We start from the raw sequence: 26960 nt of genomic DNA, 5'->3' as shown, positions 1-26960 counted from the left end.
CTGCTTAGGTTAGCCTCACCTAACGTGAACAGCGAAACACCACTGCTCGAGATCCTCACGTCAGCCACCGCCGGGCGGTACCGCAGCATCGTCCACGGAGCGGTCGACCGCACCGCCGAACGGCTCGGAGCGGCCGAGACCCCGACCACCGACACCCCGGCGTCCGTGCTGCGCGACCGGGTCGCGGCGATCGACCTCGCGCGACCCCTCGGCTCGGCCGAGGCCGCCGTCGTCGAGGTCGACGAGCTCTTCGCCGCCGAAGCCGTCTGGTTCCACGCCCCCGGTCACCTGGCCCACCTCAACTGCCCGGTCGCGGTGCCCGCGGTCGCCGCCGAGGCGGTCCTCGCGGCCGTGAACCCCTCGGTCGACACGTGGGACCAGTCCCGCATCGGCACCGAGATCGAACGCCGTGTCGTGACCTGGGTCACCGCGACGATCGGGTTCGCGGCCGGGGACGGCGTCTTCACCTCGGGCGGGACGCAGTCGAACCTGCACGCGCTCCTGCTGGCACGTCAGGCCGCGACGACCGCGCGACGCGGGGCCGCCCGCCGTGCTCCGGCACTCGACGACCTCGTCGTGTTCGCCACCGCGTCGAGCCACTTCAGCGTCCGGAAGTCCGCGATGCTGCTCGGCCTGCCGGAGCGTGCCGTCGTCGACGTCGCGGCCGACGCCGCCGGGCGGATGCGACCGGACGCCCTCGCGCACGCGATCGCCGACGCCCGCCGCGAGGGACGGACCCCGATGGCCGTGGTCGCGACCGCGGGCACGACCGACCGGGGCTGCATCGACCCGCTCGTACCGATCGCCGACGTGTGCGACCTCGAGGACGTCTGGCTCCACGTGGACGCCGCCTACGGGTGCGGGCTGCTCGTCTCCCCGACCCGCCGACATCTGCTCGCGGGCATCGAGCGGGCGCGGAGCGTCACGGCGGACTTCCACAAGTCGTTCTTCCAACCGGTGTCCTCGAGCGCGCTGCTCGTCCGCGACCCCGAGGACCTGCGCCGGGCGTCGTGGCACGCGGACTACCTCAACCCCGAGGACGCCGACGAGCCGAACCAGGTCGACAAGTCCCTGCAGACGACGCGGCGGTTCGACGCCCTCAAGCTCTGGGCGACGCTCCGGGCGAGCGGCGCCGAGGCGATCGGACGAGCCTTCGACACGGTGCTCGACGTCGCTGGGCGCGTGCACGAGCACGTCGCGGCGCACCCCGACCTGGTGCTCGTCGCGCCGACGCAGCTGAGCACGGTGCTGTTCCGCTGGCAGCCGGACGGGGTGACCGACGCCGAGGCCGACGCCCTCGTCGGCCCGCTCCGGGCCGCACTGCTCGCCGAGGGGCGGGTCCTCGTCGCGAAGACGGTGATCGACGGCCGACCGTGCAGCAAGCTCACCCTGCTGAACCCCACCACGAGCACGGAGCAGGTCGTCGCGTCGCTCGACCACGTGGTCCGCACCGCGGCGCGTCTGCACGCCGACGGTGTCCAGGGCCACGCCGACACCACGACGGGAGCGACCCGATGACCAGCACCAGCACCAGCACCAGCACCGCCAGCACCACCAGCACCACCAGCACGAGCGCCGGGGCCGACCGCGTCCACGACCTCGTCGGCATCGGCACCGGCCCGTTCAACCTCGGGCTCGCCTGCCTGACCGACCCGCTCGACGACGTCGACGCCGTGTTCCTCGACCAGGCAGACGGCTTCGCCTGGCACCACGGCATGATGCTCGACGACGCCACGATCCAGGTGCCGTTCCTCGCCGACCTCGTCACCATGGCGGACCCGACGTCGCCGTTCTCGTTCCTCGCGTGGCTCAAGGAGACCGGGCGGCTCTACCCCTTCTACATCCGCGAGGACTTCCACCCCCTGCGCTCCGAGTACGACGCCTACTGCCGGTGGGCCGCCGGACGGCTCGACACCCTGCGCTGGGGTCGCCGGGTCGTCGCCGTCGAGCACGACGAGGACACCGACCTGTTCACCGTGCACGCCGAGACCGCGCACGGACCGGAGCAGTACGTCGCCCGGCACGTCGTGCTCGGCATCGGCACCGAACCGGCCGTCCCCGAGGCGCTCCGGGACCTCGACGGACCGGTGGTGCACTCCGCCGGCTACCTGCCGGCCCGCGACGCGCTCCGGCATGCCGACTCGATCGCCGTCATCGGCAGCGGGCAGTCCGCCGCCGAGGTCTACCGCGACCTGCTCGAGGGCATCCGCGACGGCGGGTACCGCCTCGACTGGATCACACGCTCGCCGCGGTTCTTCCCGATGGAGGACACCAAGCTCACGCTCGAGATGACGAGCCCGGAGTACACCGACCACTTCCACGCCCTGCCGACGGACGTCCGCGACCGCCTCGGCCGCGAGCAGCGGGGGCTCTACAAGGGCATCAGCGCCGACCTGGTCGACGAGGTCTACGACGCCCTGTACCGGATCAGCGCCCGGGGGCCGGTCCCGACGACGCTCCGGACCGACACGAGCGTCGTCGCCGCCGAGTGGCTGCCCGACCGGGACCGCTTCCGCCTGACCCTCCGACACGCGCAGCTCGGCACCGAGGCGACCCACGAGGTCGCCCGGCTCGTCCTCGCCACCGGGTACCGACCCCGGACCCCGGACTTCCTCGCGCCGGTCGAGCACCTCGTGGCCCGCGACGACCGCGGCCGCTTCGCCGTCGCCCGTGACCTGCACGTCGACACGATCGGCGGCCGGATCTGGGTGCAGAACGCCGAGGAGCACACGCACGGCCTGACCGCGCCCGACCTCGGGATGGGCGCGTGGCGGAACGCGTCGATCATCCGGTCCGTCACGGGGCGCTCCGTGTACGGCCTGGAGGAACGGATCGCCTTCCAGGAGTTCGGCCTGCCCGGCGGACGACCGGCTCCGGATCCTGCGGCCGGCACCGACGCGGCCGCTGCGGCGAGCGCCGGGGCGGTCGCCGCGCCCGGTGGCCCCGACCAGGGAGAACGCCGGACCGCGACCGTCGGAGCCCGGTCGTGAGCGCCCCGGAGACGGTCGCCGTGTCGGCGGACGCGGCCACGGGCCTCCCGTCCGTCCACCCCGTCGACCCGGACCGCGACGCCGCCGTCGTGCAGTCCTGGCTCGCGCACCCGGCGTCCTCGTGGTGGGGGATGCCCGACCAGGACGTCGACGGCGTCCGGTCGTACCTGCGGTCCGTGCAGGACGACCCCGCGCAGGCGGGCTGGCTGCTCCGCCGGTTCGGCGAGCCGATCGCGTACGCGGAGACGTACGACCCCGCGGCGGTGCTGCTCACCGACGTCTGGGACGCCGGAGCCGGGGACGTCGGCATGCACCTGCTCGTCGCCCCGCCGCCGGCTGCCGGGTCGTCGACAGGCGGCCGCGTGCACGGACTGACGAGCGCCGTGATGCGGGCCGTGGTCGAGCACTGCCGCGACGCCCTCGGTGCACGGCGGGTCGTCGTCGAGCCGGACGTGCGGAACACCGCGGTGCAGCGGAAGAACGCCGAGGTGGGGTTCCGGGCGCTCCGCGAGGTCGACGTCGACGGCAAGCGGGCGCTGCTCTCGGTCCTCGACACCGGGCGGATCGGGGTGCCCGACGACGACGGTCCCGCGGCGCACCTGCGGCCGGAGCACCTCGAGCCGGCCGAGCGGCACCTCGTCGCCAAGGCCATCGCCGAGTTCACCCACGAGCGGTTGGTCTTCCCTCGGGCGGACGGCGCCCGGTGGGTGCTCGACGCGGGGGACTCGACCTACCGGTTCCGCGCACGGGTCCACACGCTCGAGCACTGGGTGGTCGACGAGGCCTCGCTCACCCGCGACCGTGCCGGTGTCCCGGCGCCGCTCGACGCGCAGGACCTCGTGCTCGCGCTGCACGAGCAGCTCGGGATCCCGGACGCCCTGCTCGGCACGTACCTGGAGGAGATCGCCTCGACGCTCGCCAGCGCCGCGGCGAAGCACCGTCGGGGTGGACCCTCCGCCGCGCAGCTCGCCCGCGGACGGACCGACGGCGACGTCGTCGCGGGGTTCCAGGACGCCGAGGCGGCGATGACCGAGGGACACCCCGCCTTCGTCGCCGCGAACGGGCGGATCGGGTTCGGGCTCGACGAGTACCGCGCGTACGCCCCGGAGTGCGGCGGGCGCTTCCGGTACCGGTGGCTCGCCGCCCGTCGGGAGCACACCCACCTGGCGCTCGCCGCGGACCGGACCGAGGCGCAGCACTGGGACGCCGAACTCGATGCGTCGACGGTCGCGCACTTCCACGGGGTGCTCGCCCGGCGCGGCCTCGACCCGGCCGAGTACACGTGGTTCCCGGTGCACCCCTGGCAGTGGCAGCACCGGATCGCGGTGACCTTCGCACCGGACCTCGGCCGGCAGGACCTCGTCGACCTCGGCGAGGGGCCCGACGACCACCAGCCGCAGCAGTCGATCCGCACCGCGTTCAACCGCTCGCGTCCGGACCGTTCGTACGTGAAGACGGCGCTCGCCGTGCAGAACATGGGGTTCCTGCGCGGCATGTCGCCCGCGTACATGCGGACCGCGCCCGCGGTGAACGACTGGGTGGCGGGGCTCGTCGAGGCCGACCCGGTGCTCGCCGACACCGGGTTCGGGGTGCTCCGCGAGCACGCCGCGATCGGGTACACCGGGGACGTCTGGCACCGGATCGGGCCGGTGCCCGCGCAGCAGGGTGCGCCGCAGCGGAAGATGCTCGCGGCGCTCTGGCGGGAGAGCCCGGTGCCGCGGCTGCAGCCGGGTGAGCGGCCGGTCACGATGGCCGCGCTGCTGCACCGGGACGCCCGGGGACGCTCGGTCGCGGCGGCGCTCGTGGCGGAGTCGGGACTCGACGCCACGTCGTGGGTCGAGCGGTACCTCGACGCCTACCTCCGCCCCGTCGTGCACTGCCTGACCGAGCACCAGCTGCTGTTCATGCCGCACGGCGAGAACCTCGTCCTCGTGCTGCGCGACGGAGCGGTGTCCCGCGTGTTCATGAAGGACATCGGGGAGGAGGTCGCGGTGGTCGGGGACGTCCCGGTGCCGGCCGGGATCGAGCGCATCGTGCACCCGGTCGACGACGACGAGGCGGCGCTCGGCGTCTTCACCGACGTGTTCGACGGAGTGCTGCGGTACCTCGCGGCGATCCTCGACGAGGACGGGATCCTGCCGAGCCACGTGTTCTGGCGGCTCGTCGGGGAGTGCGTGGACGGTGCGGCTGCGGGACGGAGCCGAGCGATCGACCTCCGGGCGCCGGACTTCGAGCACTCGTGCCTGAACCGGCTGCAGCTCCGGAACACCCTGCAGATGGTCGACCTGTCGGCGCAGAGCGACTCGCTCATCCGGGCCGGGCGCATGCCGAACCCGATCGCACGCTGAGGGTCCGCTCACCTGGTCCGACACGGACCGGGTCCACGGGTGGCGAGCACGCTCCCGCGGGCCCGGCCGTGCCAGGCTGGCCGGGTGACCCGTACCGTGCAGCTCATCCGCTCCGACCGACTCAGCGACGTCGCCGAGTACGCGTACGCCGCCACCGCGCCCGCCGACGCCCGGCTCGTGTTCCTCGCCGGGGCGTGTCCCCTCGACGAGGACGGTCGGACCGTCGCCGTCGGCGACCATCGTGCGCAGGCGGCGCAGTGCATGGCGAACCTCGAGGCGGCACTCGCCGCAGCCGGTGCCGGGCTCGACGACCTCCTGCACACCCGTGTGCTCGTGGCGTCGTCCGACCAGGCGGACCTCGTCGCCGCCTGGGAGGTCGTCCGGGCGGCCACGGGAGAGCACGACGTGCCCAGCACCCTGATGGGCGTGACCGTCCTCGGTTACGACGACCAGCTCGTCGAGGTCGAGGGTGTCGCCGCGGTGCGGGACTGAGCGCCGTGTCCGAGACACCGTCCACCCCGCCCCCGCACCTGCGCTGGCGGTTCCTCGGGCTGGTCGCGCTCGGCGGGGCGATCGGCACCGGCGTGCGTGCGGCGCTCGCCGCTGCCCTGCCGTCCGTCGACGGGATCAGCTGGACCATCCTCGCCATCAACGTCGTCGGGGCGTTCTGCCTGGGGCTGCTCCTCGAGACGCTGGCGCACGCGGGTCCGGACACCGGTCGGCGCCGCGCGCTCCGGCTGTTCGTCGGCACGGGGGTCCTCGGCGGCTTCACGACGTACTCGACGCTCGCGGACGACACCGCACGGCTGCTCGACGTCGGACGGTGGGGCGCGGGCACCGGGTACGCGCTGCTCTCGGTCGTGCTCGGGCTCGTCGCCGCGGCAGCGGGTGCGTGGATCGCCGGTGCCCGGCGCTCCCGTGGTGCCCGCGATCCCCGGACCGGAGGAGCGCGGTGAGCCCGCTCGACCTGCTGCTGGTCTCGCTCGGCGGTGGCGTCGGTGCCACGCTGCGGTTCTGGCTCGACGGACTCCTGAAGGGCCGGGTCCGCGGCACCGCACTCGCGGGCTTCCCGCTCGGCACGCTCGTCATCAACGTGTCCGGGTCGCTCGTCCTCGGGCTCCTCACCGGCGCCGGCGAGTCCGGGGCGCTGCCCGTGCCGATGGTCGCCGTGCTCGGGACGGGCATGATGGGCGGGTACACGACGTTCTCGACGGCGAGCGTCGAGACCGTGCAGCTCCTCCGATCCGGCAAGACCCGGACCGCCGTCCTGAACGGCCTCGGGATGCTCGTCGTCTCGGTCGGCGCAGCCGCGCTCGGCCTGCTCATCGGAAGGAACACATGACCTCGGAACGCCCCGGCGAACTCGTCCTCGTCCGCCACGGAGAGACGGAGTGGTCGAAGAGCGGTCAGCACACCGGCCGCACGGACATCCCGCTCACCGAGAACGGCATCGAGCAGGCGGAGCGCGCCGGCCGGTACCTCGCCGACCGCACGTTCGCACTCGCGCTCTCGAGCCCGCTGCAGCGTGCCCGCGACACCGCCGAGCTCGTCGGCGTCGACCCGGAGCTCGACGAGGACCTGTACGAGTGGGACTACGGCGCGTACGAAGGCCTGACCACCCCGCAGATCAAGGTCAAGCGACACGGGCCGTGGGACCTCTGGACCGACGGCGTGCCGGCGGGTGACACCCCGGGGGAGAACGCCGCCGAGGTCCGTGTCCGCGTCGAGCGGGTCCTGGACCGCGTCCGGCCGGTGCTCGCCGAGGGCGACGACGCGATCGTGGTCGCGCACGGCCACGTGCTCCGCGCCCTCGGTGCCGCGTGGATCCGTCTCGCGCCGCAGGACGGCGCCGTGCTGAAGCTCGGCACCGCCACCGTGAGCTCCCTCGGCTACGAGCACGGCCGCCCGGTGATCGACTCCTGGAACGTCACGCCGCGCGACTGACGCGACCGGTGCGACGTGCCCCCGCACCGCTTCGGGCACGTCGCGCCACGTGGTTCCGCGGCGCGACGTGCTCGCGATCGTGCGCGTTGCTGTCGACCTCGCAGCGGTCGGGAGGCACGGGGCGGGCTGGCTCCGCGCCTCCCGTCCGACGGCTGTCCGCTGGTGCGCCGTGCTGCCGCACCACTCGGGACACGTCGCGCCACGCGTTTCCGCGGCGCGACGTGCTCGCGGTTGTGCGCGCGCCAGAGTGCCGCGCGCCGCGCGCCGCGCGTCAGACGGTGCGGATCGCGCTCGTCGCACCGAGCGCACGGCCCCGCCGCCGCTCGATCGCCCGCCCCACGACGAGCAGCGCCACGCTGACGAGCGCGCCGAGCAGCGTCTGCGCGATGCGGTCCACCGCCAGGAGCTCCGGGGCCTCGGGGACGCTCAGCCACGACACCGCGAGCGCGAGCGGCGTGAGGAAGAGCAGCGTCACGGCGTAGTGCCGCGCGACGAAGATCTCCGCGAAGAACTGGCCGACCACGGCGATCACCACGATCCACCACACCGAGGGCTCGAGCAGCAGGATGCCGACGGCGATCACCGTGCCGCCGATGGTGCCGACGAACCGCTGGACCGCGCGCACCACGGTGTGCCGCTGTCGGATCGCCGGCAGCGTGGAGACCAGTGCGATGACCGCCCAGTACGGGTGTCCGAGCCAGGGGACCGTCTCGGCGACGGCTCCGGCGACCAGGGCACCGACCACGTTGAGCCCGACCGTCTCCCAGAGCGCCGCGCTGCGCAGGACCGCGAACGAGCGGTGCTTCCGCGGTGCGATCGGGCGGAAGACGTGGGGTGCTCGCGGGTGCAGGACGAGCCGGATCAGCGCGCCGGACATCGCGACGAGCCAGGCCCACACCACCGAGCCGACGACGATCGTCGCGACGAGGGGCAGGTCGGCGGGCCGGACGGGCACGAGCGCCGAGACGCAGAACGCGAAGACGGGGAAGATCGGCTGCGCCGGGATCGTCTGCAGCGTGCTCAGCGTGCAGACCGCGACCACCAGGACGACCACGAGCCCGACGCCCTGCAGCCACAGCGGTGCTCCGGACAGCGACACCGCGACTCCGGCGAACATGCACGACGCCTGCAGGACGCCCGCGACACCGGTCGTCACCATCCGCTGTCGGTACGGCTCGGTCGCGCCGAAGATCGCGGTGAACCCGGCGAACATCGCGAAGGCCGCGTAGCCCGGCATCCCCAGGGCGATGAGCAGCGCGAGCGGTGCGCCGCCGGCGATCGCGGCGCGGGCTGCGCCCTCGAGGTTGGTGGTCCGGGTCGAGTGCGCAGGCGTCGTCATGTCCCTGGCATCCTCCCACCGCGACGGGTGTCGCCGAGACGCGTCGCGTCGCCAGGGTGAGCTGCTGTCGGACGGGAGGCGCGTGGCGGACCCGCCACGAGCCTCCCGTCCGACGTCCGGCCGCGGTGCACACGCGTTGGTATACCAACCTGCTAGACTCGCCGGACCGAACCGCGAGAGCGGTACCGCAACGTCGATGAGGAAGGGTCGGGCCGATGGGAAAGACGCTCGCCGAGAAGGTGTGGGACGACCACGTCGTGGTCAAGGGCGAGGACGGGAACCCGGACCTCCTCTACATCGACCTCCACCTCGTGCACGAGGTCACGAGCCCGCAGGCGTTCGACGGTCTCCGCCAGGCCGGCCGTCCCGTGCGTCGCCTGGACCTCACCATCGCGACCGAGGACCACAACACCCCGACGCTCGCGATCGACCGGCCGATCGCCGACCCGACGAGCCGCACCCAGATCGAGACCCTGCGGCGCAACTGCGCGGAGTTCGGCGTCCGTCTGCACTCGCTGGGTGACAAGGAGCAGGGCATCGTCCACGTGGTCGGCCCCCAGCTCGGCCTGACCATGCCCGGCATCACGGTCGTCTGCGGCGACTCCCACACGAGCACCCACGGCGCGTTCGGCGCGATGGCGTTCGGCATCGGCACGAGCGAGGTCGAGCACGTCCTGGCGACGCAGACCCTGCCGCTGAAGCCCTTCAAGACCATGGCGATCACGGTCGAGGGCACGCTGCGCCCCGGTGTCACCGCGAAGGACATCATCCTCGCCGTGATCGCGAAGATCGGTACCGGCGGCGGGCAGGGCTACGTGCTCGAGTACCGCGGGTCGGCGATCCGCTCCCTCTCGATGGAGGGCCGGATGACGATCTGCAACATGTCGATCGAGGCCGGTGCCCGCGCCGGTATGGTCGCCCCCGACCAGACGACGTACGACTACGTCCAGGGCCGCGACCACGCCCCGACGGGTCAGGACTGGGACGACGCCGTCGCCTACTGGGACACGCTGGCGACCGACGACGACGCCGTGTTCGACGCCGAGGTCTTCATCGACGCGGACGAGCTCGAGCCCTTCGTCACCTGGGGCACGAACCCCGGCCAGGGCGTGTCGCTCTCCGAGACGGTCCCCTCGCCCTCGGACTACACCGACCCGAACGACCAGGCCGCCGCGCAGCGTGCGCTCGAGTACATGGACCTGGAGGCGGGCACCCCGATGAAGGACATCGCGGTCGACGCGGTCTTCATGGGGTCGTGCACGAACTCGCGGATCGAGGACCTCCGCGCCTTCGCGTCGATCATCAAGGGTCGCAAGAAGGCCGACGGCGTCCGGGTGATGGTCGTTCCGGGGTCCGCCCGGGTGCGGCTCGAGGCCGAGGCCGAGGGGCTCGACAAGGTCTTCACCGAGTTCGGCGCGGAGTGGCGGTTCGCCGGCTGCTCGATGTGCCTCGGCATGAACCCCGACCAGCTCGCGCCGGGGGAGCGCTGTGCCAGCACCTCGAACCGCAACTTCGAGGGCCGCCAGGGCAAGGGCGGCCGCACCCACCTGGTGTCCCCGCTCGTCGCCGCGGCCACCGCCGTGCGCGGGACGCTGTCGAGCCCGTGGGACCTGGCGACCGACGACGAGATCGCCGCGGCGACGTCCGCCACCGCAACCGAGGGGAAGTTCTGATGGAGAAGATCACCACCGTCACCGGGATCGCCGCGCCGCTCGAGCGGTCGAACGTCGACACCGACCAGATCATCCCCGCGGTCTACCTCAAGCGCGTCACGAAGACCGGCTTCGAGGACGCCCTGTTCGCCGGGTGGCGCCAGGACCCCGACTTCGTGCTCAACAAGCCCGAGTACCAGGGCGCGCAGGTGCTCGTCGCCGGCCCGGACTTCGGCACCGGGTCGAGTCGTGAGCACGCCGTCTGGGCGCTCCGCGACTTCGGGTTCCGCGTGGTCGTCTCGAGTCGCTTCGCGGACATCTTCAAGGGCAACGCGGGCAAGCAGGGCCTGGTCACCGCGATCGTGACCGAACCGGAAGTCGAGGCGCTCTGGGCCGAGATCGAGCGGGATCCGGGGGTGCAGGCGACGGTCGACCTGGTCACGCAGCGCGTGTCGCTCGGCGCGGTGGACGTCCCCTTCGAGATCGACGCCTACACTCGTTGGCGGTTGATGGAAGGGCTCGACGACATCGGGCTCACCCTCCGTGACGAGTCCTCGATCACGGAGTTCGAATCCCGCCGCTCCCGATGGCGGCCGAAGACATTGCCGGTGAAGTAGTGAACTCCCTCGTACAGGACGCAGCAGCAGCAGGGGCCCGCGTCGGCCTCAAGTCGGACGAGATCGTCATCCGGGGCGGCAAGCCGCTCGTGGGACGCATCGAGGTCCGTGGCGCGAAGAACCTCGCGACCAAGGCGATGGTCGCCTCGCTGCTCGGCGACACCCCGTCGATCCTCAAGGACGTCCCGGACATCTCCGACGTGAAGGTCGTCCGCGGCCTGCTCGAGGTGCACGGCGTGCGGATCACGGACCCTGCACGAGGCGAGCTCATCCTCGATCCGTCGAACGTCGAGTCGGCGCACTTCGCCGAGATCGACGCCCACGCCGGGTCGAGCCGCATCCCGATCCTGTTCTGCGGTCCGCTGCTGCACAAGCTCGGCGAGGCGTTCATCCCCGACCTCGGCGGCTGCCGCATCGGCGACCGTCCGATCGACTTCCACCTCGACGCCCTGCGCGCCATGGGGGCGGTGGTCGACAAGCAGCTGAACGGCATCCACCTGACGGCACCGAACGGCCTGAAGGGCGCGGAGATCGAGCTGCCGTACCCGAGCGTCGGCGCGACCGAGCAGGTCCTGCTCTCGTCGGTCCTGGCCGAGGGCGTCACCGAGCTGCGCAACGCCGCGATCGAGCCCGAGATCATGGACCTCATCGCGATCCTGCAGAAGATGGGCGCGATCGTCACGGTCGAACCGAGCCGCACGATCTTCATCGAGGGCGTCGAGTCGCTCCGCGGGTACACGCACCGTGCGATCAACGACCGCAACGAGGCCGCGAGCTGGGCCTCCGCCGCGCTCGCCACGAACGGCGACATCTTCGTCGAGGGCGCGGACCAGCAGGACCTCATGACGTTCCTCAACGTCTTCCGCAAGGTCGGCGGCGGGTTCGACGTGCAAGAGGACGGCATCCGCTTCTACCGCGAGCGCGAGACCCTGCGCCCTGTCGTCGTCGAGACCGACGTCCACCCCGGCTTCATGACGGACTGGCAGCAGCCGCTCGTCGTCGCGCTGACCCAGGCCGAGGGCACGAGCGTCGTGCACGAGACGGTCTACGAGAACCGCTTCGGCTTCACGGACGCGCTGAACGAGATGGGCGCCGACATCGTCGTGCACAAGGAGGGGCTGCCCGGCCACGACCGCCGTGTCGCCCGCCGTCCGTTCGAGCAGGCCGCCGTCATCACCGGCCCGACGACGCTGCACGCCGCGAACGTCCGCGTCCCGGACCTGCGCGGCGGCTTCAGCCACCTCATCGCGGCCCTGACGGCCGAGGGCGAGTCGCACATCACGAACGTCGGCATCATCAGCCGTGGCTACGAGCACTTCATCCCGAAGCTGCGCAAGCTCGGCGCTGACTTCGACTTCGCGGGCTAGGCGCGTGGACGGCACGACGGGCGGTGACCGCCCGGCGGACGGCGCGGGCGACGGCCTGGAGGCACGACGCGCGTCCGCCTCGGACGTCACCACGGGCCTCCCGAACCCGGGGCGCCGGTGGCGGCGCGGCGAGCTGAACGCGGCCTTCCGCATCACCGCGTCCGTGGTGATCCCGGTGTTCCGGTTCACCGCCCGGTACCACTGGCACGGACCGAAGCGCCTGCCCGAGGGCGGCGCCTTCGTGCTCGCCCCGAACCACTTCACGAACATCGACCCGCTCGTGGTCGGCACGGCCGTCTGGCTGTCCCGCCGCGCGCCGCGGTTCCTCGCGAAGGCGTCGATCTTCCGGGTCCCCGTCGTCGGCAAGCTGATGGCCGGCATGGGGCAGATCCCGGTCGAGCGCTCCGGGCGGACGCGCCTGAACGACCCGCTCGGCGGCGGGAAGTCCGTCATCGAGCAGGGCGGGGCGATCATCGTCTACCCCGAGGGCACGCTCACCCGCGATCCCGACCTCTGGCCGATGCGCGGCAAGACCGGTGCCGTGCGGATCGCGCTCGAGAACGACGTGCCGCTCATCCCGATGGCGCACTGGGGCACACAGCGGATCATGGCGCGGTACTCCAAGAAGCTCCGGTTGTTCCCGCCGTCGCGCGTCGACGTGATCGTCGGCGACCCGATCGACCTGTCGGCGTTCCGCGGGAAGCCGCTGGACCAGAAGACCCTGCTCGCGGCGACCGACCTGCTCATGCAGCGGATCACCGAGCTGCTCGAGGAGCTGCGCGGCGAGCAGGCCCCCGCGACCCGGTGGGACCCCGCCGCCAACAACCAGAAGGAGACCGGGAAGTTTGAGTGACGAGCGCACGGGCCTGCGCCCGCACGACGACCACCCGGACCCCGCCGTCGCCGCTCCCGGCGCCGTCGACACCGCGGCCATCCGCGTGGTCATGCAGTCCACCGAGAAGCCGCGCGTCGCCGTCATCGGCGCGGGCAGCTGGGGGACCACCTTCGCGAAGGTCCTGGCCGAGGGCGGTGCCGACACGGTCGTCTGGGCCCGTCGACCCGAGGTCGCGCGCGAGATCACCGAGACGAAGCGCAACTCCGACTACCTGCCCGGCATCAACCTGCCGCGCACACTGACCGCGTCGACGTCGCTGTCCGCGGTGCTCGACGGCGCCGAGCAGGTCTACGTGTCGGTGCCGTCCCAGTCGCTCCGCTCGAACCTGTCCGCGATCGCGCCGCTGCTGCCCGAGGGCGTCCCCGTCGTCAGCCTGATGAAGGGCGTCGAGAAGGCGACCGGCCTGCGGATGAGCGAGGTCCTGCACCAGGGCCTCGGCATCGAGCGCGACCGCATCGCCGTCGCGAGCGGACCGAACCTGGCGCTCGAGATCGCCCGTCGCCAGCCGACCGCCGCGGTCGTGTCCTCGACGTCGCTCGAGACCGCGACCGCCGTTGCCGCCGTCGCCACGAACCCGTACTTCCGGTCGTTCACGAACACCGACGTCATCGGCACCGAGTTCGGCGGCGTGCTGAAGAACCTCATCGCGGTGGCGATCGGCATCGTCGACGGCGTCGGCTACGGCGAGAACACCAAGGCATCGATCATCACGCGGGGTCTCGCCGAGATGACCGACTTCGCGGTGTCGCTCGGAGCGCAGCCGTCGACCCTGTCCGGGCTCGCGGGCCTCGGTGACCTCATCGCGACCTGCCAGTCGCCGCTGTCGCGCAACAACACGGCCGGCCGGCTGCTCGGGCAGGGCTACCGCTTCGACGAGGTCGTGCGACAGATGGACCAGACCGCCGAGGGTCTGGCGTCGGTCGCCCCGATCCTCGAGCTGGCGGCGGCGAACGGCGTCGACATGCCCATCGTCGGGCAGGTGGCCGAGGTCCTCGCCGGTAGGCTCGACCCGCGCAACATCGCGCCGCACCTCACCGAGACCGACGAGCCCCAGGGCGAGTGACCGGTCCGCTCCCGACCTCCGAGGGGACTCCCATGCCCACGATCGCTCCCGCCCCCACGACCGTCGCCGTGCTGTTCGGCGGCCGGTCCAGCGAGCACGAGATCAGCTGCGTGACGGCCGGCGGCATCATGGACGTCGTCGACCGGTCGGCCTACGCGGTGGTGCCGATCGGCATCACGAAGGAGGGGGCGTTCACGCTCCAGGCCGACGACCCCGCGCAGTGGGCGCTCCGCGACGGGGCACTCCCGGTCGTGCCGGACAACGGCACGCGCGTGGCGTTCCCGACGTCGCCCGCGACGAACGAGCTCGTCGTGTCGCACCCGGACGGCTCGGTCACGACGATCGCGGTCGACGTGGTGTTCCCGATCCTGCACGGCCCGTTCGGCGAGGACGGCACGGTGCAGGGGCTCCTCGAGGTCGCCGGCCTGCCGTACGTCGGCGACGGCGTCCTGGCGAGCGCGCTGGCGATGGACAAGCACACCGCGAAGGCCGTGCTCGAGCACGCCGGGCTGCGGGTGGCGCCCTGGACGACGGTGCTCCGCCGCGAGTGGGTGACCGACCCCGACGCGGTCGCCGGATCCGTCGCCGTGCACGGCTGGCCGCTCTTCGTGAAGCCCGCCCGCGCCGGGTCGAGCATGGGGGTGTCTCGGGTCGACGACCCGACGCAGCTCGCCGCCGCGATGGACCTGGCGTTCGAGCACGACGCGAAGGTGATCGTCGAGCCGCGCGTGGTCGGCCGCGAGGTCGAGGTGGCGGTCCTCGAGGGCCGCGACGGCGTCCCGCGCACGAGCCTGCCCGGCGAGATCGTCGTCGCCGAGGACGGCTTCTACGACTTCGCTTCGAAGTACCTCGGCGGTGACGAGGCGCTCCTCTGCCCCGCACCCCTGACCGACGACGAGACCGCCGCGATCCGCTCGATCGGTGCCCGCGCGTTCGAGGCGATCGGCGGTGCCGGTCTGGCGCGCGTCGACTGCTTCCTGACCGACGACGGCTTCGTGGTGAACGAGGTCAACACCATGCCGGGGTTCACCCCGCTGTCGATGTACCCGCGCTGCTGGGCGGCGTCCGGGGTCTCCTACGGCGAGCTCGTCACGGAGCTCATCGAGCTGGGACGCGTCGCCGTCCGCTGAGGCTAGGGTCGGCCTGCGTCACGGGCGTGGCCGTCAGCCCTGCACGTCCGAGGGGTCGAGGCAGCGGTGCCCGTCCTTCGGCAGCGTCGACACGACGTCGGACAGGTCCTGCACGACCTGGTCGGTGGTCTTCGTCGAGTCGATGACGACCTGCACCGCGGGGGACCGGCCGAACGTCGTGTAGACGACCTGGGCGCCGCGGTCGTCGCGGATCCAGTCGACGCCGCCCTTGCTGAAGCAGGGCAGGTCGGAGACCGTGGGCACGGCGACACCGCAGTGGTAGAGCGCCGCGGCCGGGTCGCCCCACGCCGCGGTGGACTGCGCGTCCGTGTTCCGCAACGACAGGTCGTTCCCGACGGTCGTGGGCAGCCGGACCTGCACGGCGGCGCACGCAGCGGTGTCCGCCGACGGTGCGGGGGCCATCGACACGGCGTTCGTGCACCCGGTCAGCCCGGCGGCGAGTGCCACGGCGACGCCCGCGATCGCGGTCCAGCGGAGGGGTCGGCGCACGGTGTCCATCGCGGTCCAGGCTACCGTTGCGGACGTGGACGAGATGGACGACCCCTGGACCGGACCGACCGTGGGACAGGTGGGGGAGCTGGCCGTCCTCGACCGCATCGTCCGCCGGCTGCCCGCGGGCGCTCCGGTACTCGGCCCGGGCGACGACTGCGCCGTTGTCGCGGCGCCGGACGGCCGTTTCGTCGTCACGACGGACATGATGGTGCACGGCCCGGACTTCCGATGGGCGTGGTCGTCCCCGGAGGACGTCGGGTGGAAGGCCGCCGCGACGAACCTGTCCGACGTCGCAGCGATGGGCGCGGTGCCGAGCGGGCTCGTGATCGCCCTCGCCGCGCCGCAGGACACCCCGGTCGCGGTGCTCGAGTCGTTCGCCGACGGGGTGCGCGCGGCGGTGGACGCGCTCGCACCGGGGTGCGGCGTGGTCGGCGGGGACCTGTCGACCTCGGCCACCTTCACGGTCTCGGTGACGGCGTTCGGCGACCTGGGCGGACGAGCGCCGGTGCTGCGCTCGGGCGCCCGGGTCGGGGACGTCCTCGCGGTCTCGGGGATCTCGGCCGCGCCGCCCGGGGACTCGCCCGGCTGTTCCGCGACGGTGTCGACACCGACGGGGAGCCCGCGCGCTCGGCGGTGGTCGCGAGTGGCGCGGACGCGGACCCGGACGTCGACCGGCAGCGACGCCCGGTCCCGCCGATCGCTGACGGCGTGCACGCGGCGACGGCGGGGGCGACCGCGATGCTCGACCTGTCCGACGGCCTGGCGATCGACGCCGGACGACTGGCCCGAGCCAGTGGGGTGACGCTCGACCTCGACCCGGAGCCCCGGCTCGACGACCTCGCGCTGCACGGCGGCGAGGACCACGGCCTGCTCGCGACCTTCCCGCCGGAGGTGGCGCTGCCCGGTGGCTTCCGGCGCCTCGGTGCGGTCGTCGCCCGGGGCGACGCGGACGTGGTCCGTGGTGGCGAGCCGGTCCCGACGACCGGGTGGGACCCGTACGCCGACTGGGACGGCGCCGCGGGCTGACCGCCGGGGCCGCGCGGAGCCTCCCGGCCGCTGGTCGGTGTCCTGCTGTCCGCTCGTCGACGTCGCCTGCCGTCCGCCGTCCGCCGTCCCCGGTCCGCCGTCCGCGACGTCGCACGCGTCGATCGACGAGCGCGGTGTCGCACGATGCGCGCGCATCCGGTGCGCGTGTATGTTCCGACGTTGCACGCGTCGATCGACGCGCGTGGTGTCGGAGAACGGTGCGCCCGCCACCCGCACCAGCCGCGCCCGCGTCAGGACGGGGTGACGGCCTCCCACGCCACGGTCTCGCCGTAGCTGCGCTTGCTGAACGGCTCGAGCCCCGCCGGCCAGGTCGGCTCCGGCGACCGCTTGCTCCGCTCGACGACGACCACCGCGCCCGGCGTGAGCCGCGGCACGAGCGCCTCGAGCACGGCGGCGATCTCCTGCTCGGCCACGTCGTAGGGCGGGTCGATGAACACCAGGTCGAACGTCCGGACCGTGCTGCGCAGGTACCCGAGCGCCGGCTGCGGCTGCACGTCGACGCGCACGCCCGGCACCCGCTGCTGCACGGCCTTCGCGTTCGCGCGGCACGCCTGCGCGGCGGCGGACGCCCGGTCGACGAGCACGACCTCCGCGGCGCCGCGCGACGCCGCCTCGAGCCCGAGCGCGCCGGTCCCCGCGTAGAGGTCCGCGACCGAGGTGCCCTCCACGAGCCCGCGCGCACCGAGCGACGAGAACAGGGCCTCGCGCACGCGGTCGCTCGTCGGCCGCGTGCCGGACTTCGGCACCCGGAGCGTCGTGGACCCGGCGGCGCCGGCGATGATGCGCGTCATGCTGCCACCGTAGCGGCGTGCGCGGGTGTCCACAGGTCGGCCGGGAGGCGCGCAGCACGTCGGACCCGCCCGGTACCGTGGTCGCGTGGTCACCTCCGACACCCCCGACACCGCGGCACCGCCGGTGCGGCCCGACCTCGGTCCCGCGCCCCTCGACGCGAAGCTGAGCGGTGTCCTCGGCGGCCGGACCGCGACGGCGATCGAGAAGGCGTTCGGACACCGCACCGTGGGGGAGTTCCTCGAGCACGCACCCCGGCGGTACGCGGAGCGCGGGGCACTGACGGCGCTCGACTCGCTCGCGATCGGCGAGTCGGTGACGATCGTGGCCGAGGTCATCGACGTCCGCGAGCGGACCATGCGGGCGCGTCGCGGCTCGATCCTCGAGGCGAAGATCGGCGACGGCAAGGGCCTGCTCACGCTGACGTTCTTCAACCAGGGTTGGCGGACGAAGGACCTCGTCCCGGGGGCCCGCGGGATCTTCGCCGGGAAGGTCAGCGACTACCGCGGTGCCAGGCAGCTGGCCCACCCGGACTACGAGCTGTTCGACCGCGACGACCCGCGTGCGACCGCCGACCCCGAGGACGAGGAGGCGATCCGCTGGTCGCGCCAGCCGATCCCGATCTACCCGGCGACGGCGTCGCTGACCTCGTGGCAGATCGCGAAGGCGATCGCGGTCGTCCTCGACACCCTGCCCGACCTGCCGGACCCGATCCCGGCTCCCGCACGGACGCGGCTCGGTCTCGTGCCCTTCCGCCGCGCGCTCGAGTTGCTGCACCGTCCCGAGAAGGTCGCCGACTTCAAGCGGGCGCAAGACGCGCTGCGCTACCGCGAGGCGTTCGTGCTGCAGACCGCCCTGGTGCAGCGACGCATCGCCGCCCGGGCGACCGCAGCGACCCCGCGGACGGCCGCCGCAGGCGGGATCCTCGAGCGCTTCGACGCCTCGCTGCCGTTCACCCTGACCGACGACCAGCAGGCCGTCGGTGCCGAGATCGCGCACGACCTGGCGGGGGACTGGCCGATGCACCGGCTGGTGCAGGGCGAGGTCGGCTCCGGCAAGACGCTGGTGGCGATCCGGGCGATGCTCACGGTCGCCGAGTCCGGCGGGCAGTCGGCCCTCATCGCCCCGACCGAGGTGCTCGCCGCCCAGCACCTCCGCTCGATCGTGAGGTTCCTCGGCCCCGACCTGGCGGCCGAGCTCCGGCCGGTCATCCTCACCGGGTCGCAGTCGACCGACGAACGCCGCCGGGCCCTGCTCGCCGCGGCGTCCGGCAGCTCGCGGCTCGTCGTCGGGACGCACGCGCTCCTCGGCGACCGGGTCGACTTCGCCGAGCTCGGCCTGGTCGTCGTCGACGAGCAGCACCGGTTCGGCGTCGAGCAGCGCGAGGCCCTGCGGACCAAGGGCGCGACCCCGCCGCACGTGCTCGTCCTCACCGCGACACCGATCCCGCGCACGGTCGCGATGACGGTGTTCGGCGACCTCGACGTCTCCACCATCACCGGGCTGCCGTCCGGCCGTGCCGGGGTCGAGACCTTCGCCGTCGGGCTGGCCGAGCACCCCGGGTGGGAGGGGCGGATCTGGACCCGGATGGCCGAGGAACTCGCCGACGGGCGCCAGGCGTTCGTGGTGTGCCCGGCGATCGACGACGCACACGCCGAGGACGACGCCGGCCCCGAACCCGCGGATGACGACACCCCGAAGCGCGCACCGGCCACGGTCCTCGCGACGGCCGAGCGGATGCGTGCCATGCCCGTCCTGCAGGGCCGACGGATCGAGGTGCTGCACGGACGGATGACCGCGGACGAGAAGGACCGCGTGATGACGTCCTTCGCGGCCGGCGCCGTGGACGTGCTCGTGGCGACGACCGTCATCGAGGTCGGCGTCGACGTGCCGAACGCGTCGATGATGGCGGTGCTCGACGCCGATCGCTTCGGCGTCTCCCAGCTCCACCAGCTGCGCGGACGCATCGGTCGTGGGCAGTACGCCGGCGTGTGCCTCCTCGTCACCACCGCCGAGGCCGAGACCACCGCACGCGAACGCGTCGACGCGGTGGCGGCGTCCGACGACGGCTTCGAGCTCGCCCGCGTCGACCTGGAGCTCCGGCGCGAGGGCGACGTGCTCGGCGAACGGCAGTCCGGCGGCAGGTCCTCGCTGAACCTGCTCCGGGTCGTCGAGCACGCGGACCTGATCGTCGACGCCCGGGGCGAGGCCGAGCGCGTGCTCGAGCCCGACCCCGAGCTGCGGGACCACCCCGCCCTGCGCGAGGCCCTGGCGCGGCGGCTCGACGAGTCCGACGCCGCGTTCCTCGGGAAGAACTGACCCGGACGGCCGGTAGCGTGGCGGTCATGGCCCAGATCGCCGTCGTCCCCGGATCCTTCGACCCCGTGACCCTGGGGCACCTCGACGTCATCGGACGCGCCGCGCGGCTGTTCGACGAGGTCCACGTGCTCGTCGTGCACAACCCGGACAAGCAGCCGGCGATGTTCGCCGCCGCCGACCGGGTGCGGCTCATCGAGCAGTCCCTCGTCGAGACCGGTGTCCCGGACACGGTGCGGGTCGGGGAATGGACCTCCGGGCTGCTCGTCGACTACTGCCGCCAGGTCGGGGCCGGCGTGCTCGTCAAGGGGGTGCGCTCGGGCGAGGACGTCGCCTACGAGACGCCCATGGCGATCATGAACCGCCACCTGGCCGACGTCGAGACGGTCTTCCTGCTCCCCGAGGCGTCGCGGGCGCACGTGTCGAGCTCGCTCATCCGCCAGGTCGCGACGCTCGGTGGCGACGTCACGCCGTACGTGCCGGGCGTCGTGGCCGAGGCGCTGGCGCAGCACCTCGACCGCTGACGCGCTGCGACCGCTGACACGCCGCGCTCCGGGCCTCCTCGACGTGCGCACGAGTTCGCGCTAGGCTTGTCGATCGTGTCTTCCCCCGTGAACAGCCCCTTCGCCCTGCGCGTGCGCGACCTCGCGCACCGGCCGGGCGAGATGCGCGAGCACTCGCTCGACGTCGAGGTGCCGGACGCGATGGGTGCCGGCGTCATCGCCGTGCGCGAGGGCACCACGCTGCACCTCGACGTGAAGCTCGAGGGCCTGCACGAGGGCGTCCTGGTCTCCGGACACGCCTCCGCCGAGGCAACGGGCGAGTGCTCGCGCTGCCTCATCGACATCAGCGAACCGGTCGAGGTCGATTTCGCCGAGCTCTTCGCGTACGATGTCTCGGAGGATTTCGACTTCTTCGTTCACGATGACCACGTGGATTGTGAACCGGTCGTTCGAGATGCGGTGGTGCTGTCGCTGCCGTTCCAGCCGGTCTGCCGACCGGACTGCCCCGGCCTCGACCCCGTCACGGGTGAGCGGCTGGCCGACCTCGGCGAGGTCTCCCCGCGCGAGGTCCTGGACCCGCGCTGGGCCGCGCTGAGCGGCTTCCAGGGCGCCGGTACCGACGCAGAGCGTGTCGGCACCGACGACAGCACCCCCCACCAGAGCCCCGAGGGCGACGGCCGCACGGCCTGACGCACCTCGACACCGACCACCGACCAACCGAAAGAGAACCACCATGGCCGTTCCCAAGCGCAAGCAGTCCCGTGCCAACACGCACGCCCGTCGTTCGCAGTGGAAGGCCGCGCCGGTCCAGCTCGTGAAGACGATCGAGAACGGCAAGGTCACCTACAGCCTCCCGCACCGCGCGAAGGTCGTCGAGGACTCGGCCGGCACCGCCCTGTACATGGAGTACAAGGGCCGCAAGGTCGCCGACGTCTGATCGGACTCGACTGATGACCACGACGTCCGGCGCCACGGGGTCCCGCCCCGTGGGGCCGGACGTCGTTCGTCTGCAGGGCATCCTCGACGTCGAGATCGACGCCGAGCTCCTGCAGCTCGCCCTCACGCACCGCTCCTACGCGTACGAGCACGGGGGCATCAAGCACAACGAGCGCCTCGAGTTCCTCGGGGACTCCATCCTCGGCCAGGCCGTGACTGTGAAGCTGTTCCGGTCCTTCCCCGACCTCGACGAGGGCGAGCTCGCCAAGCGGCGTGCCAGTCTCGTCTCGACGGTCGCCCTGGCCGAGATCGCCCGCATGATCGGGCTCGGCTCCTACCTGCGCCTCGGCAAGGGCGAGGAGCAGACCGGCGGTCGCGACAAGGCGTCGATCCTGGCCGACACGGTCGAGGCCGTCATCGGTGCGACCTACCTGTCCGCCGGCCCCGACGCCGCGACGGACCTGGTGCTGCGCCTGGTCGAGCCGCTGCTCGTGGACCCGGACCGCTTCGGCGCCGCGATGGACCCGAAGACGAGCCTGCAGGAGCTCGCGGCCAGCCTGTCCCTCGGCAACCCCGCCTACCGGGTGACCGAGGAAGGCCCCGACCACGACAAGACCTTCCACGCGACGGTCGTGCTCCAGGGCGAGGACGTGTCGACGGGGTCCGGCACGAGTAAGAAGACCGCCGAGATGGCCGCCGCGCTGCAGGCCTGGACGCGGCTCTCCGGCCGGGCGGCCTGACCGCGTGCCCGAACTCCCCGAGGTCGAGGTCGTCCGCGCCGGCCTCGAACCCGCCGTCAGCGGCGCCCGCGTGCTGCACGTCGACGTCGTCGACGACCGCGCACTCACCCGGCACGACGGCCCGGCGGAGGACTTCGCCGAACGGTTGACCGGCAGGACGATCGCCGCTGCCGTGCGGCGGGGCAAGTTCATGTGGTTCCCTCTGGTCCCCGAGCACGAGGGCGACCGCCCCGAGGCGCTCGTCACGCACCTGGGGATGTCCGGTCAGGTCCTGCTCGGTCGCGACCGCCCGGCCGCGAGGCACCGACGCATCCTGATCGACGTGCAGCCGGCGGGGACGGACCGCGACGGCCGTGCCGAGCCCCCGGTGGAGCTCGAGTTCGTCGACCAGCGGACCTTCGGGTCGATGGCGATCGACGCCATGGTGCCGACGGTGGACGGCGCCCCGGCCGGGTCCGCCGGAGCGGTCGACGCCCGCGAGCCGGACGCCCCGTGGCGACGGAGCATCCCGACGCAGGTGTCGCACATCGCGCGGGACCCGCTCGACCCGGCGTTCGACGACGACCGGTTCGTCGCGATGGCCCGGAAGCGCGCGAGCGGCATCAAGCGCGTCCTGCTCGACCAGGGCGTCGTGAGCGGCATCGGGAACATCTACGCCGACGAGTCGCTCTGGGCCGCGGAGCTGCACTTCGACCGTCCGGCCGACCGGCTGCCCCGGGCCGACCTGCACCGGCTCCTCACCGAGGTGCGCAGTGTCCTCGCCCGTGCGCTCGAGGACGGCGGCACGAGCTTCGACGCGCAGTACGTGAACGTGAACGGGCAGTCCGGGTACTTCTCGCAGCGCCTCGCGGTGTACGGGCAGCAGGGGAAGCCCTGCCCGCGGTGCGGGACGACGATCGTGCGCGAGGCGTTCATGAACCGGTCCAGCCACCGGTGCCCCGTGTGCCAACCCGCTCCGCGGCGCCGGACGCGTTAGCCTGACGCGCAACCGAGCACCCGGAGACCCGCATGTACTTGAAGAGCCTCACCATCAAGGGGTTCAAGTCATTCGCGCAACCGACGACCTTCGCGTTCGAGCCCGGGGTCACCTGCATCGTCGGTCCGAACGGCTCCGGCAAGTCGAACGTGGTGGACGCCCTCGCCTGGGTGATGGGGGAGCAGGGTGCGAAGACCCTCCGCGGCGGCAAGATGGAGGACGTCATCTTCGCCGGCACCTCGACGCGCGGGCCGCTCGGTCGCGCGCAGGTGCTCCTGACGATCGACAACACCGACGGCCTGCTGCCGATCGAGTACTCCGAGGTGACGATCTCCCGCACGCTGTTCCGCAACGGTGGCAGCGAGTACGCCATCAACGGCGAGAACTGCCGCCTGCTCGACGTGCAGGAGCTCCTGAGCGACACCGGCCTCGGCCGCGAGATGCACGTCATCGTCGGCCAGGGCCAGCTCGACAAGGTGCTGCACGCCACCCCGGAGGACCGCCGCGGCTTCATCGAGGAGGCCGCCGGCATCCTCAAGCACCGGCGCCGCAAGGAGAAGACCCTCCGCAAGCTCGACGCCATGCAGACGAACCTGACACGGCTCTCGGACCTGGCGGGCGAGATCCGCCGGCAGCTGAAGCCCCTGGGTCGACAGGCCGAGGTCGCGCGCAAGGCGCAGTCCGTCGCCGCGGTGGCGCGCGACGCGAAGGCCCGGATCCTCGCCGACGACGTGGTCCGCCTGCGCCGCGAGCTCCACGAGCACCAGGAGGTCGAGGCCGGTCGGAAGTCCGAGCGCATCGTGCTGCAGGAGCGGCTCGACCAGACCCGTGTCCGGCAGCAGCAGGTCGAGCAGAGCATGGTCGGCGACGCCGTCGACCGTGCCCGGACCGTGGTGCACCAGTTGGAGAGCGTGCAGGAGCGACTCCGCGGGCTGTCGAGCCTGGCGAACCAGCGGCTGATGTTCCTCGCCCAGCAGGCCGATGCGCCGCAGCAGGGACCGACGATCACCCCGGAGCGCGTGCAGGGCGTCCGCGCCGAGGCCGAACGGCTCGAGGCCCGCGCGGCGGAGATGGCAGCGGGCTCCGGGGCAGCGGCGGCCGCGGTCGAGCAGGCCCGGGCCCACCTGGACGCCCTCGACGAGCAGATCGCCGCGCAGGCCGCCCTCGTCTCGCAGCACGACCTCGAGGCACAGCGCCTCCGGAACGCCGTCGACGCGCAGCGGTCGCGTCGCACCGCCGTCGCAGCCGACCGTGACCGTCGGACCCGCTCGCTCGCCGAGGCCGAGGACCGCGCTGCCCGCGCGACCGCGGCCCTGCGGGAGATCGGCGACGACCCTTCCGACGGTGTGGACGCGGACGCCCTCGCCGCCGCGCACGACGCCGCGCGTCAGCGGCTCGAGGCAGCGCAGAGCGCGCGTGACGCCCTGCGCGACCGGCTGCACGCCCTCGAACGCGAACGGGACGCCCTCGAGGCCCGGGTCGCGGCACTCGGCATGTCGATCGACGTCCGCGACGGGTCGCAGGCCGTCATCGACGCCCGGCGTGCCGGTGTGCTCGGTCGGCTCGCCGACGCCCTGACCGTCGAGGCCGGCTTCGAGGCGTCCGTCGCGGCCGCGCTCGACGGGCTGGCGGACGCGGTGCTCGCCGCCGACCGCGACACGGCCCTCGCCACGGTCGCGCACGCGCGGGAGGCCGACCTGGGGCGCGTCGACGTCGTCGTTGCGGACGCCGAGCTCGACGGGCCGGGGCTCCCCGGCTCGCTGCCGCCGGGCGTGCGACCGGCACTCGACGTGGTGCAGGGGCCGCCCGCGGTCACCGCGGTGCTCCGCACGACGCTGGTCGCGGTGACGGACGACGTCGACCTGGAGGCCGTGCTCGCCGCCGCCCCGCACGCCACGGTCGTGACGCGGTCGGGTGACCTCGTCCGCACCGTCCGGGTGACCGGTGGCGGCGCGCGCACGGTGTCCCGCATCGAGCTCGTCGTGGAGCGGGACGACGCACAGGGCCGCCGCGACGCGGTGGCGGACGACGCGGCGGACGCAGCCACGGGCCTCCAGACCGCGCGTCAGGACGTCGAGGAGGCGCGCCGCGTGGCGGACGACGCCGACCGCACCCTGCGCGCGCACACCGCGGCGGTCGCCGAGTACGACCGCTCGAGTGCGGCGGTGCGCGCCGGCGCCGACAACGCCGCGGCCGAGGTGGAGCGCCTCCGCGCCGCGCTGGCCGAGACGGACGGCGCGGTCGAGGCCGCAGACGGTGCGCTGGCGGAGGCCGAGGAGGCCCTGCGGGTGTTCGAGCGACGACCCCGGCCCGTGGTCGACGCGTCCGGCCGTCCGGCGCTGCAGGACGCCGTCGAGGCGGCACGCGCCGCGGAGATCGAGCAGCGCATCCAGGTCGAGACCGTGCGGGAGCGCGCCCGCTCGGAGCGGAACCGTGCGGCGGGGCTGCAGCGGCAGCTCGAGGCCGAGCGTGCGGCTGCGGAGGAGGCAGCACGGCTCGCGGTGATCCGCCGCGGGCAGATCGCGGTGGCGGAGGGCGTCCTCGCGGACCTGCCGGGCGTGCTGGGTGCGGTCGATCGGTCGCTCGCCGAGGCCCGGGTGCGGCTCGCGACGGAGGAGGCCGAGCGCACGAAGCGCAACACCGAGCTGCAGGTCGTCCGGAACGAGGAACGCGAGCTCCGCGAGCGGCTGCAGACCGTCACCGACGGGGTGCACTCGCTCGAGATGGAGATCTACGAGAAGAAGCTGCACGTGTCCGGCGTGCTCGACCGGGCGCAGAGCGACCTCGGGCTGAACGAGGCAGTGCTCGTCGCGGAGTACGGGCCCGACGTCCCGGTGCCGGTCGACGTCCTGGTGGACCCGCGGGTGCTCGCCCGGCGGCACCGCGAGGCCGAGCGGGCCCGGGCTGTGGCGTCGGGGGAGGCAGCGGTCGCGGGACCGGACGGCGCCGGTGCCGCGCCGGCCAGCGCAGCCGACGTCGCCGACGCCGACGTCGCCGCCGCTGACGGCGACGTGCCGGAGCTCGTCGACGCCGAGTCGACCCTGCCCGGTGGCCCGGCGCTGCCCGAGCTGGACGCCACCGACGAGGTCGACCCGGCCGACGTCGAGACGGTGCCGTACGTCCGCGCCGAGCAGGAGCAGCGGCTCGCGGCGGCGGAGCGGGACCTCGGCCGGCTCGGCAAGGTCAACCCCCTCGCGCTCGAGGAGTTCCAGGCGCTCGAGCAGCGGCACGCGTTCCTCGCCGAGCAGCTCGACGACCTGCAGAAGACCCGCGCCGACCTCCTCACCATCATCGAGGAGCTCGACACGAAGATGCAGACGATCTTCGAGGCGGCGTTCGAGGACACGAAGGCCGCGTTCGACGTGATCTTCCCGATCCTGTTCCCGGGCGGGACGGGGTCGATCACCCTGACGAACCCGGACGACCTGCTCACGACCGGGCTCGACGTCCAGGTGAAGCCCGCGGGCAAGAAGATCGACCGGCTGACGCTGCTGTCCGGCGGCGAGCGGTCCCTGGCGGCCGTGGCGTTGCTCGTGGCGATCTTCACCGCTCGGCCGTCGCCGTTCTACATCATGGACGAGGTCGAGGCGGCGCTCGACGACGCCAACCTCGGACGGCTGCTGACCGTGTTCGAGCGGCTTCGGGAGTCGTCGCAGCTCATCGTGATCACGCACCAGAAGCGCACGATGGAGATCGCCGACGCGCTCTACGGCGTCTCGATGCGCCAGGACGGTGTCTCCGCCGTGGTGGGCCAGCGGGTGCAGCGGCGCGAGCCCGCCGACGCGGTCGCGTAGC

The 26960-nt window shown here is 73.1% G+C and carries 23 protein-coding genes and 1 pseudogene; 21 read left to right on the top strand and 3 right to left on the bottom strand.

Features of this window, described 5'->3' with window-relative positions:
- The first annotated feature begins 24 nt into the window (after positions 1–24).
- The 7 genes from LCG91_RS09850 (at position 25) to LCG91_RS09820 (ending at position 7282) form a co-directional block, all read left to right on the top strand.
- Entirely contained in the window at positions 25–1518 is a 1494-nt protein-coding gene (locus LCG91_RS09850; protein WP_224441267.1) for a pyridoxal phosphate-dependent decarboxylase family protein, read from the top strand.
- A complete protein-coding gene (locus LCG91_RS09845; RefSeq protein ID WP_224441266.1) occupies positions 1515–2990 on the top strand; it encodes a lysine N(6)-hydroxylase/L-ornithine N(5)-oxygenase family protein in 1476 nt (491 codons plus the stop codon). The genes LCG91_RS09850 and LCG91_RS09845 overlap by 4 nt, the downstream gene beginning before the upstream one ends.
- A complete protein-coding gene (locus tag LCG91_RS09840; protein WP_224441265.1) occupies positions 2987–5338 on the top strand; it encodes a GNAT family N-acetyltransferase in 2352 nt (783 codons plus the stop codon). The genes LCG91_RS09845 and LCG91_RS09840 overlap by 4 nt, the downstream gene beginning before the upstream one ends.
- Positions 5339–5422: 84 nt before the next feature.
- Entirely contained in the window at positions 5423–5830 is a 408-nt protein-coding gene (locus LCG91_RS09835; RefSeq protein WP_058728166.1) for a RidA family protein, read from the top strand.
- A gap of 5 nt (positions 5831–5835) precedes the next feature.
- Entirely contained in the window at positions 5836–6294 is a 459-nt protein-coding gene (locus tag LCG91_RS09830; protein ID WP_058728167.1) for a fluoride efflux transporter FluC, read from the top strand.
- The gene (gene crcB / locus LCG91_RS09825; protein ID WP_224441264.1) at positions 6291–6680 is read left to right on the top strand and encodes a fluoride efflux transporter CrcB; all 390 of its coding nucleotides are present in this window, start codon (positions 6291–6293) and stop codon (positions 6678–6680) included. Before LCG91_RS09830 ends, crcB begins: the two co-directional genes overlap by 4 nt.
- Positions 6677–7282: a histidine phosphatase family protein gene (locus tag LCG91_RS09820; protein ID WP_224441263.1), complete on the top strand. Its 606-nt coding sequence runs from the start codon at positions 6677–6679 to the stop codon at positions 7280–7282. Before crcB ends, LCG91_RS09820 begins: the two co-directional genes overlap by 4 nt.
- A 271-nt stretch (positions 7283–7553) precedes the next feature.
- Here LCG91_RS09820 and LCG91_RS09815 read toward each other — a convergent pair whose 3' ends face one another.
- Positions 7554–8621 carry an FUSC family protein gene (locus LCG91_RS09815; protein ID WP_058748744.1) on the bottom strand — a complete coding sequence of 356 codons (1068 nt, stop codon included), beginning with the start codon at positions 8619–8621 and terminating at the stop codon, positions 7554–7556.
- A gap of 215 nt (positions 8622–8836) precedes the next feature.
- Here LCG91_RS09815 and leuC point away from each other — a divergent pair, with 215 nt between their 5' ends.
- From leuC to LCG91_RS09785, 6 genes are all read left to right on the top strand, one after another.
- The gene (gene leuC / locus LCG91_RS09810; RefSeq protein ID WP_224441262.1) at positions 8837–10294 is read left to right on the top strand and encodes a 3-isopropylmalate dehydratase large subunit; all 1458 of its coding nucleotides are present in this window, start codon (positions 8837–8839) and stop codon (positions 10292–10294) included.
- Positions 10294–10890: a 3-isopropylmalate dehydratase small subunit gene (gene leuD / locus LCG91_RS09805; protein WP_224441261.1), complete on the top strand. Its 597-nt coding sequence runs from the start codon at positions 10294–10296 to the stop codon at positions 10888–10890. The genes leuC and leuD overlap by 1 nt, the downstream gene beginning before the upstream one ends.
- A complete protein-coding gene (murA, locus tag LCG91_RS09800; protein WP_058728173.1) occupies positions 10890–12257 on the top strand; it encodes a UDP-N-acetylglucosamine 1-carboxyvinyltransferase in 1368 nt (455 codons plus the stop codon). The genes leuD and murA overlap by 1 nt, the downstream gene beginning before the upstream one ends.
- A gap of 4 nt (positions 12258–12261) precedes the next feature.
- Positions 12262–13110 (top strand): lysophospholipid acyltransferase family protein, encoded by an 849-nt coding sequence (locus tag LCG91_RS09795; protein WP_224441260.1) that lies wholly within the window; start codon positions 12262–12264, stop codon positions 13108–13110.
- A 91-nt stretch (positions 13111–13201) separates the two neighbouring features.
- The gene (locus LCG91_RS09790) at positions 13202–14215 is read left to right on the top strand and encodes an NAD(P)H-dependent glycerol-3-phosphate dehydrogenase (protein ID WP_058728185.1); all 1014 of its coding nucleotides are present in this window, start codon (positions 13202–13204) and stop codon (positions 14213–14215) included.
- A gap of 32 nt (positions 14216–14247) precedes the next feature.
- Entirely contained in the window at positions 14248–15345 is a 1098-nt protein-coding gene (locus tag LCG91_RS09785) for a D-alanine--D-alanine ligase family protein (protein WP_224441259.1), read from the top strand.
- Between the two features lie 33 nt (positions 15346–15378).
- On the opposite strand, the gene LCG91_RS09780 is transcribed toward LCG91_RS09785, so the two are convergent.
- Positions 15379–15864: a DUF3515 family protein gene (locus LCG91_RS09780; protein WP_224441258.1), complete on the bottom strand. Its 486-nt coding sequence runs from the start codon at positions 15862–15864 to the stop codon at positions 15379–15381.
- 34 nt (positions 15865–15898) lie between these two features.
- On the opposite strand from LCG91_RS09780, the pseudogene thiL reads away from it, so the two are divergent.
- Positions 15899–16884, top strand: a pseudogene (gene thiL, locus LCG91_RS09775) (thiamine-phosphate kinase).
- Between the two features lie 251 nt (positions 16885–17135).
- On the opposite strand, the gene LCG91_RS09770 reads toward thiL, so the two are convergent.
- On the bottom strand, positions 17136–17696 hold the full coding sequence (locus LCG91_RS09770) for an RsmD family RNA methyltransferase (RefSeq protein ID WP_058728188.1): 561 nt from the start codon (positions 17694–17696) through the stop codon (positions 17136–17138).
- A 124-nt stretch (positions 17697–17820) separates the two neighbouring features.
- Here LCG91_RS09770 and LCG91_RS09765 point away from each other — a divergent pair, with 124 nt between their 5' ends.
- From LCG91_RS09765 to LCG91_RS09735, 7 genes are all read left to right on the top strand, one after another.
- Positions 17821–20013, top strand: coding sequence for an ATP-dependent DNA helicase RecG (locus LCG91_RS09765; protein WP_224443127.1), 2193 nt, complete (start codon positions 17821–17823; stop codon positions 20011–20013).
- Positions 20014–20039: 26 nt separating this feature from the next.
- Complete coding sequence (coaD, locus tag LCG91_RS09760; RefSeq protein ID WP_058728175.1) at positions 20040–20534, top strand: pantetheine-phosphate adenylyltransferase; 495 nt, start codon at positions 20040–20042, stop codon at positions 20532–20534.
- An 87-nt stretch (positions 20535–20621) separates the two neighbouring features.
- Positions 20622–21203 carry a YceD family protein gene (locus LCG91_RS09755; protein ID WP_058748739.1) on the top strand — a complete coding sequence of 194 codons (582 nt, stop codon included), beginning with the start codon at positions 20622–20624 and terminating at the stop codon, positions 21201–21203.
- A 43-nt stretch (positions 21204–21246) separates the two neighbouring features.
- Positions 21247–21450, top strand: coding sequence for a 50S ribosomal protein L32 (rpmF, locus tag LCG91_RS09750; RefSeq protein WP_058728177.1), 204 nt, complete (start codon positions 21247–21249; stop codon positions 21448–21450).
- Between the two features lie 13 nt (positions 21451–21463).
- Positions 21464–22189, top strand: coding sequence for a ribonuclease III (gene rnc, locus LCG91_RS09745; RefSeq protein ID WP_082687375.1), 726 nt, complete (start codon positions 21464–21466; stop codon positions 22187–22189).
- Positions 22190–22193: 4 nt separating this feature from the next.
- Positions 22194–23165, top strand: coding sequence for a bifunctional DNA-formamidopyrimidine glycosylase/DNA-(apurinic or apyrimidinic site) lyase (gene mutM, locus LCG91_RS09740; protein ID WP_224441257.1), 972 nt, complete (start codon positions 22194–22196; stop codon positions 23163–23165).
- 32 nt (positions 23166–23197) lie between these two features.
- A complete protein-coding gene (locus LCG91_RS09735; RefSeq protein WP_224441256.1) occupies positions 23198–26959 on the top strand; it encodes a chromosome segregation SMC family protein in 3762 nt (1253 codons plus the stop codon).
- Position 26960 lies beyond the last annotated feature (1 nt).

Source organism: Curtobacterium sp. TXMA1, assembly GCF_020162095.1.
Classification (GTDB): Bacteria; Actinomycetota; Actinomycetes; order Actinomycetales; family Microbacteriaceae; genus Curtobacterium.
The sequence above is the reverse complement of the archived record's forward strand: the minus strand, read 5'-3'. Positions and strand labels throughout refer to the sequence as shown.

What these genes read in the sequence shown, in the direction of transcription:
- LCG91_RS09845 (WP_224441266.1), top strand. Translation starts at nt 1,515, where the DNA reads ATGACCAGCACCAGCACCAGCACCAGCACCGCCAGCACCACCAGCACC.
- LCG91_RS09820 (WP_224441263.1), top strand. Translation starts at nt 6,677, where the DNA reads ATGACCTCGGAACGCCCCGGCGAACTCGTCCTCGTCCGCCACGGAGAG.
- LCG91_RS09815 (WP_058748744.1), bottom strand. Translation starts at nt 8,621, where the DNA reads ATGACGACGCCTGCGCACTCGACCCGGACCACCAACCTCGAGGGCGCA.
- leuC (WP_224441262.1), top strand. Translation starts at nt 8,837, where the DNA reads ATGGGAAAGACGCTCGCCGAGAAGGTGTGGGACGACCACGTCGTGGTC.
- leuD (WP_224441261.1), top strand. Translation starts at nt 10,294, where the DNA reads ATGGAGAAGATCACCACCGTCACCGGGATCGCCGCGCCGCTCGAGCGG.
- LCG91_RS09790 (WP_058728185.1), top strand. Translation starts at nt 13,202, where the DNA reads ATGCAGTCCACCGAGAAGCCGCGCGTCGCCGTCATCGGCGCGGGCAGC.
- LCG91_RS09785 (WP_224441259.1), top strand. Translation starts at nt 14,248, where the DNA reads ATGCCCACGATCGCTCCCGCCCCCACGACCGTCGCCGTGCTGTTCGGC.
- LCG91_RS09780 (WP_224441258.1), bottom strand. Translation starts at nt 15,864, where the DNA reads ATGGACACCGTGCGCCGACCCCTCCGCTGGACCGCGATCGCGGGCGTC.
- LCG91_RS09770 (WP_058728188.1), bottom strand. Translation starts at nt 17,696, where the DNA reads ATGACGCGCATCATCGCCGGCGCCGCCGGGTCCACGACGCTCCGGGTG.
- coaD (WP_058728175.1), top strand. Translation starts at nt 20,040, where the DNA reads ATGGCCCAGATCGCCGTCGTCCCCGGATCCTTCGACCCCGTGACCCTG.
- rpmF (WP_058728177.1), top strand. Translation starts at nt 21,247, where the DNA reads ATGGCCGTTCCCAAGCGCAAGCAGTCCCGTGCCAACACGCACGCCCGT.
- rnc (WP_082687375.1), top strand. Translation starts at nt 21,464, where the DNA reads ATGACCACGACGTCCGGCGCCACGGGGTCCCGCCCCGTGGGGCCGGAC.
- LCG91_RS09735 (WP_224441256.1), top strand. Translation starts at nt 23,198, where the DNA reads ATGTACTTGAAGAGCCTCACCATCAAGGGGTTCAAGTCATTCGCGCAA.